Below are 16,223 nucleotides of genomic sequence, written 5' to 3' on the forward strand. Positions count from 1 at the left end.
ACGGTCGCAGCATTATGTCTGCCAAATTTTCAACGGACGTAGAGCAAATACACGCCGCCCGCCGCTTGCAATAGCGGCGAGCGCTGTCACACGCGGTCGAATGCACCCGGCTGACAGGCCGTGGAATGCGACTTGCATGCCGGTTGCCACTGACCGTCGCACGAACCCGCTGCCCAAACCTGTAACACGAACCCATTGCACAAACCCGCAGCACACAAACCCGCAGCACGCGCCGCCATGAGTGAACCTGACCCGATGCAATCCGAACTGCTCGATCCGCCGTCGCGCGATACCGCCGACGCGCCGCCCGCCGTCCCGAACGGCGCGGTGATGGACACCGGCTCCACCTGCGAATGGATTCTCCAGGCGCACCGTGCAAGCGTGCTGATCGACGCGGCTTCGTATTACGCGGTCCTGCGCAAGGTGATTCCGCGCGCGCGTCATTCGGTGTTTATCCTCGGCTGGGATATCGACAGCCGCATCGAGCTGGTTCCCGGCGGCGTCGACGACGGCTTTCCGCCGAAGCTTTCCGAATTTCTCTGCGCGGTGCTCGACGCGAATCCGCAGTTGCGCATCTATCTGCTCGGCTGGGATTTCGCGATGCTGTACGCGTTCGAGCGCGAATGGCTGCCCTCGTACAAACCGGCGTGGCATGCGCACCGCCGCTTGTGGTTCCGGCTCGACGGCCGGCATCCGCTCGGTGCATCGCATCACCAGAAAATCGTCGTGATCGACGACAGCCTCGCGTTCACCGGCGGCATCGACCTCACCGGCTCGCGCTGGGACACGCCCGAGCATCGGCCGGACGACCCACTGCGCAAGAATCTCGGCAAGACGAGCTACGAGCCGATGCACGACGCGCAACTGATGTTCGACGGCCCCGCAGCCGCCGCCATCGCGCATCTGGCCCGCGAGCGCTGGCGCCGTTCGCGCCGCAGCGGCAAGGCCGGCCGGCCGTTCAACGGCAAGTCGCCGCCGCGCACGGATTTGTGGCCGTCCGACATCGAGCCGGATTTCGCCGACGTCGATCTGGGCATCTCGCTCACGGAGCCGGCCTACGACGGCCGGCCCGCGATCCAGCAGGTGAAGGCGCTGCATCTGGCCGCCGTGGCCGCCGCGCGCCGCAACATCTATATCGAGAACCAGTACTTCACGGCGAATTCGGTCGGCTCGGCGCTGCAAAAACGCATCGCGGAACCGGACGGCCCTGATCTTGCCGTCGTGTGTCCGTACCGGCAGAGCGGCTGGCTTCAGGAAGCGACGATGGGCGTGCTGCGCGCCCGTCTGCACAAGCTGCTGAAAGCGGCGGACAGCAACGGCCGCTATGCGATGTACGCGCCCGCCGTCGATGCGCCGAACGGGCGCTTCATCAACGTGCACAGCAAGATCATGATCGTCGACGAGCGGCTGCTCGTGATCGGCAGCGCGAACCTCAACAATCGTTCGATGGTGCTCGACTCCGAGTGCTGCATCGTGATCGACGCTCGCGACAATCCCGAGCGGCAAGCGGCGATCGCGCGGATTCGCAACCGCCTGCTCGCCGAACATCTCGATTCGAGCGAAGCCGACGTGGACGAGGCGCTCGCGCAGCATGGCCGGCTCAACGCGGCGATCGCGAGCATCAAGAGCAACAGCGATTCGGTGCGCACGCTCGAACCGTTGACGCCGGAAGTGCCACCCGAACTGCGCGACATCGCGGATGGCGTTCACGTGCTCGACCCCGAAGCGCCGATCGCCGCCAATGAACTGCTCGCACAGTTTCTGCCGGAGCCGACACATCGTCCGGTGATCGCCAAGCTGCTGGTGCTCGGCGCGCTGGCGCTCGGCGTCGTCGCGCTCACTGTCGTGTGGCGCTTCACGCCGTTCGGTCACGAACTCAGCTTCGCGAAGCTCACCTCGGAGACGCAACGGCTCGCGGCCACGCACTTCGGCCCGATTGCGGTGGTGGCGATGTACGTGGTGGCCGCGCTGCTTTCGGTGCCGGTGACGTTGCTGATCGCCGTGACGGGCCTCGTGTTCGGCGCAATAGCGGGCGCCGCGTATGCGCTCACGGGGACGCTGATCGCCGCGGCGGCGGGCTGGGCGGTGGGCGCCTGGCTCGGCCGCGACGCCGTCCGCGAACTGGCCGGCGCGCGCCTGAATCAGCTCAGCGAACGCTTGCGCAGCAAGGGACTCGTCGCGGTGATCCTGTTGCGGCTCGTGCCGGTCGCGCCGTTTTCGATCGTCAATCTCGCGGCGGGCGCATCGCATATCCGCTTCTGGGATTTCATGGCGGGCACCGCGATCGGCATGGCGCCGGGCGTCTTGCTGGCGACGTCGTTTGCTCGCCAACTCGTCACGGCGGTCAGGCATCCGACGCCGCTTTCGTTGCTGCTGGTGGCCGCGATCGGCGTGGCGCTGGTGTCCATGTCGCTCGTCCTGCGGCGCATGCTGATGAGGCGGCAATGAGTGGCCGCGCGAACGAAACCGTGACCCTCGAAGAAGCGCAGCCCGTGCCGCGCGTGCGTACAGCGTCGGCTCATACACGCGACGCGGGGGAGCCGCTGCGCATCGTCACGTACAACATTCACGGCGCGGTGGGCACGGACGGCAAACGCTCGGCGGCGCGCATCGCCGAAGTGATCGCGGCCTTGAACGCCGACGTGGTCGCGTTGCAGGAAGTGCCGCTCGGCGGCGCGGCGAGCATCGACGTGCTGCGCGAATTGCAGGACCTGACCGGCATGCACGCGGTGCCCGGCCCGACGCTCGACGGCCCCGACCGGCGCTTCGGCAACGCGGTGCTGACCAATCTGCCGGTGCGCGCGGTGCGCACGCTGGACCTGTCGTTCGGCAGCCGCGAAGCGCGCGGCGCGCTCGATGTCGACATCGACACCGGTAATGGGTTGATGCGGATCGTCGCGACGCATCTCGGCCTGTCGGCGCGCGAACGACGCGCCCAGGTGCGGCTGCTGCTCGAAGCGTTCGATACGCCCGATCTTCCCGTGATCCTGCTCGGCGATCTGAACGAATGGTTCGTGTGGGGGTGGCCGCTGCGGGCGCTGCTCACGCGCTTTGGCCGGGTCGCCGCGCCGCGCACGTTTCCGTCGCGCTTTCCGGCGTTTGCGCTCGACCGCGTGTGGGTGCATCCGGCCGCGCGTCTCGTCGATATTCAGGTGGATAGAAGCAGGCCGGCGCGTATTGCGTCGGATCATCTGCCGCTGGTCGCGCGGGTGTTGCGCTGAATTGAATGCTTGTGGCGAACGGCGGGTTGTTGTTGCGAGGGCTTGATGGAACGGCGCGTGCTGCGTTTGCCGTAGACATTGCGATTGGTGTCGTTCGCTATGGACTGGCACCGCCCTCAGCTTGCAATCTCAGCCAGGAGATCCCTCATGACCGAGCAGCCCGACCGTTCTTCCACTTCGCGTTCTTCCAGTCCGAATAACGAGCCTGCCGCGCCGCCCTCGCCGTCCACGCCTTCGCGGGAAGGCATGTCGGGGCCGGGGCCGGCTCAGCCGCAGCCGATTCCGTCGCCCGCGCCCGGCACGCCGCGCACGCCGGGCGGCAATCAGCTCGACGCCATCGACGAAGCCGACGCCGACAAGGTCGTGCCGAAGGACCCCAAAGAGACGCAACTGCGCGACACGATCTCGCCGCCGGGCGCGGGCAGCCATAGCGTCGACGACGACGGCTCGCCGCCCAAGCCGTTATAAGTCGGCGCGAGCGGCGCGGTCAGTCCGTCAGTCGATCAGGCCTCGATCTTCGACATCACCGCGGTTGCCGGATCGTAGCGATAGCCCTTCTGCTCGAGACGTTCGGCGAGCGTCGCGCTGATGAATTTCTGCTGCGCGTCGCGTGAGATCAGATCGTGGTCCGGCTTCAGCCGCTCCAGTTCCGACGAGAGCCTGCGCAAGAGCGCGACTTCGGCGGCGCTGCGGGCGTCGAGGAACGTCACTTTCTGATTGGTCGCGCTCAGGCGCTGCTTGAGTTCCTTGGCATGCGCGATCCACTGCTCGGCGAGCGTGCGCAGTTCGGCGTAGGCCTTTTCGTGAGCCTTCGCCTGACTCGTCATCTGACGGCGCAGCGACGCGATCTCGTCGGCCATTACGGCTTCTTTCGACTCATCGTCGGCGGACAGTCCTTCCGGCGACACGCCCTGCTGCTGCGCGTGCGCCGTTTCGAGTTCGGCAAGCTGACGCGCCAGTTCCGCGACGCGCTGTTCGGCCGCCTGCGCGCGGCTCGTTGCCGCCGACGCATCCTGGGCGAGCCGGGTCGTTTCAGCCGTCGCCGCCGCGTTGGCCTCGCTCATCGCCGCAAGCTGCTCGCGCGCGGCGGCGAGTTCGTGCTGCACGCGCTCGACCTCGGCGCGCTGAGCCGCGGCTTCGTCGCCGTGAGCCGCGTGCGCGTCGCGCTCTGCCGCGAGTTCGGCGCGCGCCTGGTCAAGCTCGGTCTGCAGCGCGGCGAGTTGCGCGAGGCTTTCGCTGGCCTGCAACGCGGCGTCCTGTGCACGCGATGACGCCGCGTTCGATTCGTCCGTCCATCGTTGCACTTCTCTCGCGTGGGCCTCGCCGGCCTCGCCCAACGCGGCCGCTTTCTCGTGCGCGGCGTCGCGCTCGGCGATCAGCCGCGCGATTTCTTCGTCCCTGGCGACGGTCGCCGCGTTCAGCGCTTCGCGTGCGCCGCGCTCTTCGGTCAGCGACGTTTCAGCGGCTTCGAGGCGCGCTTGCACAGCCGACGCGTGTTGCTCGGCTTCGGCGAGGCGAGCTTCCGCCGTCGATGCGCGTTCCTCGGCGTGAGCCACGCGGCCTTCGGCGTCTCGTACGCGCTCGTCGGTCTCGGTCGCGCGTTCCTCGGCGGCCGATGCGCGTTCCTCGGTCTGTGCGACGCGCGCTTCAGCAGTGGAGGCGCGCTCTTCAGCTTCGGCGATCCGCGCTTCAGCGGCCAACGCCCGCTCCTCGGTTTGCGCGACGCGAGCTTCAGCAGTGGAGGCGCGCTCTTCAGCCTCCGCGATCCGCGCTTCAGCGGCCAACGCCCGCTCTTCGGTTTGCGCGACGCGCGCTTCGGCCGCCGATGCCCGCTCGTCAGCCTCCGCAACGCGCGCCTCCGCAGCCAACGCCCGCTCCTCCGCCTCCCCGACACGCGCCTCGCTGGCGGCCTCGCGTTCCTCCGTCTGCGCAACGCGCGCCTCCGCTGCCGCGGCCCGGTCCTCGAGTTCAGCGACGCGATCCTCCGCGGTCTTTGCACGGTCCCGCAGCGCCGACAGTTCGCTCGCGAGGCGATTCACGGCCTCTTCGGAAATGCTCAGCGCGTTCGTGAGCGTCGCGACGCGTTCGCGCGCCAGTTCGGCCTCGGCGAGCGTGTTCTGATACTCGGCGAGCGCCTCGTCACGCTCGGCGGCGAGCGCCTCCGCGTGGCCGCCCGCCAGCGCGAGCCGCTGATTGACGACCCGCTCGGCTTCCTCGCGCGCGCTCGCCCACAGATTGCCGGCAGCGCTCAGCATGGTTTGCGCGACGTCGTCCGGCAAGCCGGTCATGACCGACGCCGGCGCCTCCGCCGACGCTGGCTGGCGCGCTTGCCGCCAACGCTCGACGGCCGCCGACACGGCGACGATCGAACCGCAGCGCAGTTCGCCCCAGATCGCCAGCGCGGACACCTTCTTGCCTTCGCCGGCCATGCGGTCCGCGATTTGAGCCACCCGTTCGTCGGTGACGATGTCTGTTTCCATGGACATGAACGCCTCGAAAATCAAAGTAAGCAGGCGGGGATGGAGCGTTCCGCGCCGTCGTGAGTGGCAGGTATTTTACCGGGCAATGCGGCAATGCCGCGAGGCCGCGGCGGCCTGAGCCGCGCGCGCCGCGGCTCGAACAGGCCGCATCGTCACTTGCCGCTATACACCACCTTCCAGACCACGTTGCCGACATCGTCGGCGACATACAACGCGCCCGCCTTATCGACGGCGACGCCGACGGGCCGCCCGAGCGCGTGGCCATCGGCGCTGAGAAAGCCACTCAGGAAAGTCTCCGGCATGCCCGCCGGCCGCCCGTGCTCGAACGGCACGAAAACGACCTTGTAGCCGCTGTATTCCTTGCGATTCCACGAGCCGTGCTGGCCGACGAAAGCGCCGCCCCAGTAATGCTGCGGAAAGCTCCTGCCGGTATAGAACGCAAGTCCGAGCGATGCCGTGTGATTGCCGAGCGCATAGTCCGGCGTGAGCGCGCTCGCCACCTTGTCGGGCCGCTGCTCCTTCACGCGCGTATCGACGTGCTGGCCGTAATAGCTGTAGGGGAAGCCGTAGAAGCCGCCGTCCTTCACCGCGGTCATGTAGTCGGGCACGAGGTTGTCGCCCAATTCGTCGCGTTCGTTGACGGCGGCCCACAACGCGCCGCTCTCCGGCTGCCAGTCCATCCCGTTCGGATTGCGCAGGCCCGCTGCGAACACGCGCGAGCGCCCCGTCGCGGGCGTGAATTCGAGGATCATCGCGCGCCCCTCTTCCGCCTCGATGCCGTTTTCCCCGACGTTGCTGTTCGAGCCGACCGTCACATAGAGACGCTGCCCGTCGCGGCTCGCCACGACGTTTTTGGTCCAGTGATGATTGATCGGCCCGGCCGGCAGATCGGCCACCTTCTCGCCGGGTGTTGTGATCTGCGTATCGCCCGCGCGATACGGAAAGCGCAACAGCGCGTCGGTGTCCGCGACATACAGCGAGTCGCCGACGAGCGCCATGCCGAACGGCGAATGAAGCCCCGAGATCAGCACGCTGCGGCTTTGCGCGGTGCCGCCCTGGCCACGCAGCAGCACGATCCGGTCGGGGCTCGGCACGCCCGCGCCCGCGCGCTTCATCACGAACTTCATTACCTGCTTGCGAACCCAGCCGACAATGCCGCCGTGCTCGTCGTGCTGCGCGGGCGCATTGCTTTCCGCGACCAGCAGATCGCCGTCGGGCAGCGGATACACCCAGCGCGGATGCTCGAGCCCGCTCGCGAATGCCGTCACCGTGAAGCCCGGCGGCGCGGTGGGGATGCTCTGGCTCGGGCGCGTTTGCACGGGCGCGATGTTGATGGTCGGCAGCAGCGAGGTTTGCGGCGACGGCAGTTCGGGACGCGGACCCAAACCCGTGTCGCCGATGTCCTCCGTCGTCGACGCGCAGGCGGCCAGACTCAGCGCGAGCATCGCGGCGACTGCGCCGAGGCGCGCTTCGGCCCATCGCGTGTGAAGCTTGTTCATTGCATTCGCCTCGCAGGTTGCGGATTTTATGCGCGTGCCTAGACCTCGCCGCGCCGTAGCAGATAATCGAGCCCGCCGACCCGAAACCATCGATAGCCATACGGCTCGAGCACGACCGCATGACGGCCGTCGTCCTTCTCCTCGCTGTGATCGTCCGAGAGCAGGTTGATGAGCCGGTTCTGTTCCGGCTCCTTGCAGCCCGAGCGGAATTTCACCGTGCATGCCTGCGCGCCGAAGTTATGCAGGCATATCACCGAGTTGTTGCGCCAGTCGTAGCGAAGCGCGAGCACATCGTTGCGCGAGGTGCGCAGCACGGCGAAGTCGCCCCAACTGATTTCCGGCACTTCGCGGCGCATGCGGATCATGCGTTCCATCCAGTTCAGCAGCGAATTCGGATCGCGCCGCTGCGTCGCGACATTGATGCGCTCGAACCCGTAAGCGCCGCCCGTGATCACGCGGCACGGCGGCTTCGGGTGCTTGGTGAAGCCCCCTTCCGGTTCCGTCGACCATTGCATCGGCGTGCGCGCGCATTCGCGCTCGGGCAGGCGCAGGTCGTCGCCCATGCCGATTTCATCGCCGTAACGGAACACCGGCGTGCCGGGTAACGTCAGCATCAGACTGTAGGCGAGTTCGAGCCGGCGCCGGTCGCCCGCGAGCATCGGCGCAAGCCGGCGGCGAATGCCCCGCTCATAGAGCTGCATGTCGGGCTCGGGCGCGAACGCGGCAAACACGGCGTCGCGCTGCTCGGGCGTGAGGCGGCCAAGATCGAGCTCGTCGTGATTGCGCAGAAACACGCCCCATTGCGCGGTCGACGGACGCGGCCGCGTCGCCGTCAGCGCTTTTTTCAGCGGCGCGGTATCGCCGGTTGCCAGCGTGTAGAACGTGTGCTGATTGAGCTGGAAATTGAACATCATCTGCAGACGCTCGCCCTGATCGCCGAAATATTCGAGGTCGGTATTGGGCAGCACGTTGGCCTCGGCGAGAATGATCGCATCACCCTGACGCCATTGCAGGAACTCGCGAAACGCGCGCAGCATGTCGTATTGCTCGACGGGCTTCTTGACCTTCGGGCCTTTCGTCGCGATCACGAAAGGCACCGCGTCCATGCGAAAGCCCGACACGCCGAGCTGGATCCAGAAGCCCATGATCTTCAGCAATTCCGCGCGCACGTACGGGTTCGCCGTGTTCAGGTCCGGCTGAAAGTCGTAGAAGCGATGGAAATACCAGCGCTTGGCCTGCTTGTCGAACGACCATGTGGACTTCTGCACGCCGGGAAATACCACGCCGTCTTTCGCGTTCGGCGGCTGCCTGTCGGACCAGACATACCAGTCGCGATACTGCGACTCAGGATCGCTGCGTGCTTCCCTGAACCACGGGTGCTGATCGGACGTGTGATTAATGACCAGGTCGATCATCACGCGCAAGCCGCGCTCGCGGCACGCATGCGTGAACTCGGAGAAGTCGCCGAGCGTGCCGTATTTCGGATCGACGTTGTAGTAGTCGCAGATGTCGTAGCCGTTGTCGCGCCCCGGCGAAGGCTGGAAAGGCATCAGCCACACCGTCGTCACGCCGAGCCCCTGCAGGTAGTCGAGGCGGCGCAGAAGGCCCTTGAAGTCGCCGACACCGTCGCCGTTCGCGTCCATGAACGTGCCTACCGAGAGGCAATACACAATCGCGTTCTTGTACCAGAGGTCATTGAGCATGCAACCTGCGCCTTGCGCCATAACAATCGATCGTTGAGAGGACTTGCAATGTCGGAACTGGCATGGTGGCAACGCGGCGTGATCTATCAGATCTATCCGCGCTCGTTTCAGGACAGCAACGGCGACGGCATCGGCGATCTCGCGGGCATGAACTCGCGTCTGCCGTATCTCGCCGAACTGGGCGTCGATGCAGTGTGGGTGTCTCCGATCTACCCGTCGCCCATGGCCGACTTCGGTTACGACGTCGCGGACTACTGCAACATCGACCCGATGTTCGGCACTCTGGCCGACTTCAAGCAATTCGCGGACCGCGCCCACGGACTCGGCATGAAGGTGCTGCTCGACTTCGTGCCGAATCATTCGTCGGACCGGCATCCGTGGTTCGAGGAAAGCCGCTCGTCGCGCGACAATCCGAAGCGCGACTGGTATCTGTGGCGCGATCCGGCGCCCGGCGGCGGGCCGCCCAACAACTGGCAGAGCCGCATGGGCGGGTCCGCGTGGGAATGGGACGAGCGTACCGGCCAGTACTACTATCACGCGTTCCTGCGCGAACAGCCGGATCTGAACTGGCGGAACCCGCAGGTGCGCCGCGCGATGGACGACGTGCTGCGGTTCTGGCTGGATCACGGCGTCGACGGCTTTCGTGTCGACGTGCTGTGGCTTCTCATCAAGGACGCGCAGTTCCGCGACAATCCGCCGAACCCCGCCTATGAGCCGGGTCAGCCCGACCATCACCGGCAATTGCACACGTACACCGAAGACCAGCCCGAAGTGCACGACATCGTGCGCTCGATGCGCGCCACGCTCGCCGAATACGGCCAGCGCGTGCTGATCGGCGAGATCTATTTGCCGGTTCCGCAACTCATCCGCTATTACGGCGCGAACGGCGACGGCGCGGACATGCCGTTCAATTTCCAGTTGCTCAACGCAACATGGCATGCCGGCGAAATCGCACGCATGATCCGCGATTACGACACCGCGCTGCCCGAACACGCATGGCCGAACTGGGTGCTCGGCAATCACGACAATCCGCGCGTCGCTTCACGCGTGGGCCTCGCGCAGGCACGCGTGGCCGCGGTGCTGCTGCTGACGCTGCGCGGCACGCCGACGCTGTATTACGGCGATGAAATCGGTATGACGGATGGCGTGATTCCGCCGGATCAGGTGCAAGACCCCGCTGAAATACGCCAGCCTGGCATCGGCCAGGGACGCGATCCCGAGCGCACGCCGATGCAATGGGACACGTCGCTGCCGAATGCCGGTTTTACAACCGGCAGGTCATGGTTACCGGTCGCGAGCGACACGAGCGTGCTTATCCAGAACGGCGATCCGTCGAGCATGTTGTCGCTTTATCGCCGGCTGCTTAAATTGCGGCGCAACAATGCGGCGCTCGTGCAAGGCGCGATTGAACACGTCGCCGCTTATGGCGACGTGCTGACTTACGAGCGGCATCATCGCGGCCAGCGTTTGTTCATTGCGCTCAACATGGGTGCAGCGGATGCCGAAGTCGAATCGCGTGAGGGCGTGGTGCTGCTCTCCACATTCGCGGGCCGCGACGGCCAGCCGCTTGTACAAGGCGCGAATCGTCTTGCAGCAGGCGAGGCGCTGATCGCGTCGGTGTGATGGCAATTCTGCGCTTGCGGCCAGCGCTTCTTCGGGACTCTTCGGCAGCACCACTCTGAAGGTCGAGCCGTGCCCGACTTCGGAGCGCACCTCGATGCGCCCGCCCTGCTTCCTGACGATGCCATACGAAATCGACAAGCCGAGCCCCGTGCCTGTGCCGACCGGTTTGGTCGTGAAAAACGGATCGAAGATGCGGTCGCGATGTTCCGGCTTGATGCCCTGTCCGCTGTCTTCCACTTCGATCCATACGCTCGTTTCGTCGTGACCTGTGCGCACGACGATGTGCCCATGCCCTTCGATGGATTGCGCCGCGTTCATCAGCAGATTCATGAAGACCTGGTTGAGTTGCGACGGAATGCATTCGAGCTCGGGAATCGCGCCGAACTCGCGCTTTAACTCAGCCTTGTACTTCAGCTCATTCCAGACGATGTTGATCGTCGTGTCGAGATTGCTCTCGAGATTGGCCCACTGCTTCTCGGCCTTGTCGACATGCGAAAAGTCCTTCAAGCCCTGCACGATGCGCTTGACTCGCTGCAAGCCTTCCACGGATTCGGAGAGCAGCGTCGGAATATCGCTGCGCAGATAGTCGATGTCGATCTCGCGCTTCAGTTCGATGAGCGCGGCCCGCGACTCCGCAATCAGCTCGGCCTCGCTGCGCTCATAAGCGGCGAGCGCGGTCAACAAGTCCGCCATATAGCGTTGCAGCGTGCCGAGGTTGGCATTCACAAAGCCAACCGGATTGTTGATCTCATGCGCAACGCCCGCGGCAAGCTGACCAATCGACGCGAGCTTTTCCGACTGCAACAACTGGCTATGCGCTTGCGCTAACTCGTTGATGAGCGCTTCCTGACGCGCCTTTTCTTCACGCAGCGCGGCGTACGCATGCGCAAGCTGGCGCCGGTCGTCCTGGAACTGCTCGACCGCGCGCGCCATTTCGCCGATCTCGTCGCGGCCCTTGACGATGCGCGAGACGTGCTGCTCATCGGCAGGGTCGCCGCTGCGCAGATTGCTGCTGACCACTTCGAGGCGCGCGAGCACATGCTTGCCGAGAAACGCATGCGCGACGAGCCACGCAAACAGCAGGCTCACGGCGACGAGACCGGTAATCCAGCGCTCGTGTCGCGCGGATGTCGCCGCGAGCCGCTGCACGGCCTGCTGAAACTCCTGCGTGCATCGGTCGGATTGAAGCTGCGCCGAGGCGACCATTGCGCTCGCTTGCTGACGCAGGCCGTCGCTGAATCGATCGCGCGAGGCGACGGTTTGCGAATCGGCTCCCGCGGCCGTGCTGTTTTGATCCGCCACGTTAGGCGCATGCGCAATCGCCGCGCTCAACTCGCTCTCGCGCAACTGCGCGACGATGTTCACCGTGTTGCGAAACAACTGGCTCGCCTGATGAAGGTCGAGCACGCTGACGTCGTCGTCATTGGCGGCGGCGAGCCGGTCCGACAGGCGGTCGAATAGTTGCAGTTGCCTGATGATGTCCGCGTAACTCGCACGCATCGCATCGAGCGAACCGGTGCTCGCGAGCCGCGCCGATTCGCGCTCGATCAGCAACGTGTGCTGCACCAGCGTGTCGGCGGCCTGCATGCGCGTGAGTTCGCCGGTGGCGAGCAGGCGCGTCTCGTTGGTCGCCACGCGCAGCGTGTAGACGGCGGTCAGGCCGCTCGTCGCGATCAGCAGCGTGAGCACGACCGTCGCCAGCGTGAACTGCCGGCGCAATGAGCGCGGCAACAGCTTCAGGCGTCTCGCCGCTAGTCGCATGAACTGCGCTCCGGGTGCGTTGTTTTGTTCATCGGCGCGTTCATCGCCTTTATCGCTTCCAGATGCCGCGATACAGGTTGCGATAGCCGTTGCCAGGATCGAACTGCCCTTGCAATCCGCCATCGAACGCGATGTTTGCGGCCGTCACCAGATGCACCGGCGACACATAACCTGTCACCGGCTGATGCGCGAGCAGCCGATTCAATTCGTCGACGAGTTGCCAGCCTTGAAAGTTGAGCGGCTCGGCGACCGTGCCGGTCTGGAACGTGCCGGCCTGAATGCGCAGGAAAGCGGCCGCGCTGCCGTCGCCCGCGGACAGCATGCTCAGGCCGCGGCCCATGTTGCCCGCGCGCGTGAGCGCGGGCGCCGCGTAGTCGAAGTAGATGTCGTTGATCGCGAGCGCGTAGTTCCAGCTCTTGCCGTATTGCGCGAGCAGTTCGTCGGTGACCGCGGGCATCTGCTCGGCGCTTTTTGAAATCGCCACATCGCGCACCGCAAGCAGCCGGCAATCGCGGCATGCGCGAATCACGTCGAGCATGGCATCCGTCTTGGCTCTTGCGATCTGGAAATTGCCGTCGGTAAACACCACGACGCCCGCGCGCGCGCCTGACTGAATCACCGCGGCCATCGCCGTGAGGCGCGCGACGTCGAGCGGATTGGTCGACACGTTCATCGCGACCGGACTGTTCGTCATTGCGCCTGCAATTGGCCCGACATGCCAGCCGACGAGCGGAATGCGGCGCGCGGCGAACGGCTGCAAGTCCTGCTTCATCTCGCCCGCGTCGACGCCGACGAGGATCGCGCCGTCCGGCTGCAATGCGAGCGCCGCGGCAACGGCCTTGCTGCGGCCTTCAGCGGTTCCGTGCGCATCGTAGACACGCGTATTCCAACCGATCGCGTTGGCGGCTTCCTTGATGCCTTTCGCGACGCCCAGCACGCCGCCGTTACGCAGATCCTCGCAGATGATCGCGATGCTTGCGCCGGGCACCGCCGACGGTCCAGACTTCGGGCCGCTCCAATGCGACGCCGGTTCGCTCGCGCTATCCACGGCGCGCTGCATCGCGGCGAGGTCGAGCGCGGTGTCGGCTGTCGCGCGATGAGCGGGCTGCGGCGCGCTCTGTCCGCACACGGGACGCATGCACAGGCCGCAGAGCACGAGCAACGCGGCCGTGAGCCCAAGGCGTGAATGCATGACTTCTCCCGATATGCCGAACGATGCGTCATCGCCTCGCGCTCTCCTCAATGCGGAGCGCGCGAGGCGAGACATTCCTCTTGCTCGTGTTAACGGCGGATTCGCGGCCCGCTTGATACGCCGCGCATTACGGGAAACCCTTGCATTGCGGTTGGGGTTGCGGTTGCGCTTTTGCGCCACGTTGCATGCGCTTTGGCCCAGGGTAAATACCGCTCCGCGCGCGCCCCTTACGTTCCGTTAATTCATTCATGGCGGCGAAGAGAGCGCCGCATGCTTTGTCTTTTCACGGGCCATTTCTTCGGTGAAAACCAGTCTGTCGGAAGCTATTGTCGAGCGCGTGAACTGCGGTGTCTTCACCGTGGATCGCGAGTTGCGCATCCTGACGTGGAATCGCTTCATGCAATCGCATAGCGGGCGTTCGGCCGAATCGGTAGTCGGCCAGAATCTGCTCGACGTGTTTCCCGAATTGCCGCGGCAGTGGCTCAGCAGAAAGATCGAAGGCGTGTTCGTGCTGGGCACGCCGGCTTATTCGTCGTGGGAGCATCGGCCGTACCTGTTTCGCTTCGAGCATTCGCGTCCGATCACCGGCACGATCGACGCGATGCGCCAGAACTGCAACTTCATTCCGATCGAGAACAGCCGCGGCGAAGTGGTCGCGGTCGGCGTCGCGATCGTCGATACGACCGACGTGTGCATTGCGTACGGCGAGCTTCAGGATCGCGAGAAGGCGGTCACGAACGCGCTGGCCGAGCTGACCGTGCGCAACCAGCAGCTTACTTCGCTCAACGATGCGCTGGCGCATGCGCATCAGCAATTGCTGCAATCGGAGAAGCTGGCCGCGATCGGCCAACTCGCGGCGGGCGTCGCGCACGAGATCAACAATCCGGTCGGCTTCGTGCTGTCGAACCTGAACACGCTCGACGGCTACGTGAAGACGCTGATCCGCTATGCCGCCGACGTTCAACGCATGGTGAGCGAAGCCGCGCCCGCACTGAAGCATGACATCGAGGCGCTCGCGGAACAGGCGGACCTCGACTATCTGCTCGGCGACGCACCGACGCTCGTGCACGAATCGAAGGAAGGACTCGCGCGCGTGCGCACCATTGTGGTCGATCTGCGCGACTTCTCGCGCGTGGACAGCACGCAGGTATGGGAACTCGCGGACATTCATCGCTGCATCGAGTCGACGCTGAACATCGTCCATAACGAAGTGAAGTACTGCGCGCATCTCGTGCGCGAATACGCGGAGATTCCATTCGTGCGCTGCATTCCGTCGCAGATCAGCCAGGTCGTGCTCAACCTGGTCGTGAACGCGGCGCAAGCGTACGGCGGCAATCACGAGCAGCACGGCGCGCCGCGCGGCACCATCACCGTGCGCACTGGCATGGATGCGGCCGACCCGTCGCGCGTGTGGTTCGAAGTCGCCGACATGGGGTGCGGCATTCCGCCCGAACTGTTGAAGCGCATTTTCGATCCGTTCTTTACGACGAAACCCGTGGGCCAGGGGACCGGCCTCGGTTTGTCGGTGACCTATGGAATCGTCAACGCGCATCGCGGCACGATCTCCGTGGCGAGCACCATCGGCGAAGGCACCACCTTCCGCGTCACGCTGCCCGTCGACGGAGCGCAGCCTGAAGACAGCAACACCGAAGCGCTCGCGCAAAGCGGTTCGCTCGATGCAATCGCGTTGCCGGCGCAGTCGCCGGCAGCCACATGAGGTAGACCTATGCCATTGCCTGTACTCGTTGTCGACGATTCGACACTCGCCCGCAAACTATTGATCCGCTCGCTGCCCGAGGAGTGGGACATCGAGATCACCCAGGCGTCGGACGGCGCGGCCGCGCTCGAGCTGTATCGCGCCGGCAAGGGCGCCGTGATGTTTCTCGATCTGACGATGCCGATCATGAACGGCTTTCAGGTGCTCGAAGCGATCCAGCACGAGGGCCTCGATACGTTTGTGATCGTCGTGTCGGCGGACGTGCAGTGCGGCGCCGTCGAGCGCGCGAAGTCGCTCGGCGCGATCGGCTTCATTTCCAAGCCGGTATCGCCCGAAGCGATCCGGCCGATTCTCGCGGAGTACGGTCTCCATGAATGAACAGTTTCTGAACGAAGACCAGCGCGACGCGTTGCAGGAGATCTGCAACGTCGGCATGGGCAAGGCCGCCGCCGCACTGGCCAAACTGCTGGGCGCTTTCGTCACGCTGTCGGTGCCGAATATCCGCGTCGTCGGCGTCGAGCAATTGCGCGTCGCGCTCGGCGCACAGGACGACAGCGAATTGCGGCCGGTGCGCCAGGCGTTTCAATCCGACATATCCGGCGAGGCGATCGTGCTGGTCGGCAAGGACGGTCAGCGCGAACTGCAACAACTGATGGGTCATGACGTCGGCGAGCCCGACACCGAAGTCGAAGTGTTGTGCGACATCACGAACCTGCTGGTCGGCGCCTGCGTGCAAAGCGTGTTCGAACAGTTGGGGCGGCACATCTGCTTCTCGCAGCCGACGCTGTTGCCTTGTGCGACGAAGACGCGGGACGGACTGCTGCCCGGCGGCCGCTGGGACGTCGCGCTGCTGCTCGAGATTCACTTCACGCTCGAGCAAGGCGGCTTCGGCGCGCGCATGGTGCTGTTGCTGCCCGATGCGGCAATCCGCGGAATGAAGGAAGCGCTCGACCACTTTCTGGAAGCGCTGTAATGCGGGCCGATGCAAAGCGCGCTGTAAAACGCGCTGTTATTTGCGCTAACCACG

11 protein-coding genes and 1 pseudogene are annotated in these 16,223 nt (G+C 65.3%); 7 read left to right on the top strand and 5 right to left on the bottom strand.

Translation table 11 applies throughout. The features are described from left to right. Positions 1–237: 237 nt before the first annotated feature. The 3 genes from AB6809_RS21455 (at position 238) to AB6809_RS21465 (ending at position 3,689) form a co-directional block, all read left to right on the top strand. Positions 238–2,448, top strand: coding sequence for a VTT domain-containing protein (locus tag AB6809_RS21455; protein WP_310400481.1), 2,211 nt, complete (start codon positions 238–240; stop codon positions 2,446–2,448). Then, complete coding sequence (locus AB6809_RS21460; protein WP_310033887.1) at positions 2,445–3,221, top strand: endonuclease/exonuclease/phosphatase family protein; 777 nt, start codon at positions 2,445–2,447, stop codon at positions 3,219–3,221. The genes AB6809_RS21455 and AB6809_RS21460 overlap by 4 nt, the downstream gene beginning before the upstream one ends. 147 nt (positions 3,222–3,368) lie before the next feature. Beyond that, positions 3,369–3,689 (top strand): hypothetical protein, encoded by a 321-nt coding sequence (locus tag AB6809_RS21465; RefSeq protein WP_029970628.1) that lies wholly within the window; start codon positions 3,369–3,371, stop codon positions 3,687–3,689. Between the two features lie 35 nt (positions 3,690–3,724). Here AB6809_RS21465 and AB6809_RS21470 read toward each other — a convergent pair whose 3' ends face one another. From AB6809_RS21470 to AB6809_RS21480, 3 genes are all read right to left on the bottom strand, one after another. Then, positions 3,725–5,707 carry a DNA-binding protein gene (locus AB6809_RS21470; protein WP_371027106.1) on the bottom strand — a complete coding sequence of 661 codons (1,983 nt, stop codon included), beginning with the start codon at positions 5,705–5,707 and terminating at the stop codon, positions 3,725–3,727. 146 nt (positions 5,708–5,853) lie between these two features. After that, on the bottom strand, positions 5,854–7,200 hold the full coding sequence (locus tag AB6809_RS21475) for a sorbosone dehydrogenase family protein (RefSeq protein ID WP_029970626.1): 1,347 nt from the start codon (positions 7,198–7,200) through the stop codon (positions 5,854–5,856). Between the two features lie 38 nt (positions 7,201–7,238). Next, positions 7,239–8,903 (bottom strand): alpha-amylase family protein, encoded by a 1,665-nt coding sequence (locus AB6809_RS21480; RefSeq protein WP_029970625.1) that lies wholly within the window; start codon positions 8,901–8,903, stop codon positions 7,239–7,241. A 48-nt stretch (positions 8,904–8,951) separates the two neighbouring features. Between AB6809_RS21480 and AB6809_RS21485 the strand changes: the two genes are divergently transcribed. Continuing rightward, positions 8,952–10,526 carry an alpha-amylase family glycosyl hydrolase gene (locus AB6809_RS21485; protein ID WP_371027107.1) on the top strand — a complete coding sequence of 525 codons (1,575 nt, stop codon included), beginning with the start codon at positions 8,952–8,954 and terminating at the stop codon, positions 10,524–10,526. A 12-nt stretch (positions 10,527–10,538) separates the two neighbouring features. Here AB6809_RS21485 and AB6809_RS21490 read toward each other — a convergent pair. After that, positions 10,539–12,287 (bottom strand): annotated as a pseudogene (locus tag AB6809_RS21490) (ATP-binding protein); the annotation flags it as partial. A gap of 49 nt (positions 12,288–12,336) precedes the next feature. After that, complete coding sequence (locus AB6809_RS21495; protein WP_371027108.1) at positions 12,337–13,479, bottom strand: substrate-binding domain-containing protein; 1,143 nt, start codon at positions 13,477–13,479, stop codon at positions 12,337–12,339. A gap of 301 nt (positions 13,480–13,780) precedes the next feature. Here AB6809_RS21495 and AB6809_RS21500 point away from each other — a divergent pair, with 301 nt between their 5' ends. From AB6809_RS21500 to AB6809_RS21510, 3 genes are read left to right on the top strand one after another with little or no spacing between them, the layout of a single operon-like run. Then, positions 13,781–15,196 carry an ATP-binding protein gene (locus AB6809_RS21500; protein ID WP_006047088.1) on the top strand — a complete coding sequence of 472 codons (1,416 nt, stop codon included), beginning with the start codon at positions 13,781–13,783 and terminating at the stop codon, positions 15,194–15,196. 9 nt (positions 15,197–15,205) lie between these two features. After that, complete coding sequence (locus tag AB6809_RS21505) at positions 15,206–15,574, top strand: response regulator (protein WP_053859110.1); 369 nt, start codon at positions 15,206–15,208, stop codon at positions 15,572–15,574. Next, positions 15,567–16,169, top strand: a complete 603-nt coding sequence (locus AB6809_RS21510) for a chemotaxis protein CheC (RefSeq protein ID WP_371027110.1) — start codon at positions 15,567–15,569, stop codon at positions 16,167–16,169. Before AB6809_RS21505 ends, AB6809_RS21510 begins: the two co-directional genes overlap by 8 nt. Positions 16,170–16,223 lie beyond the last annotated feature (54 nt).

This window comes from Paraburkholderia sp. RCC_158, from assembly GCF_041355255.1.
GTDB classification, from domain to species: Bacteria; Pseudomonadota; Gammaproteobacteria; order Burkholderiales; family Burkholderiaceae; genus Paraburkholderia; species Paraburkholderia graminis.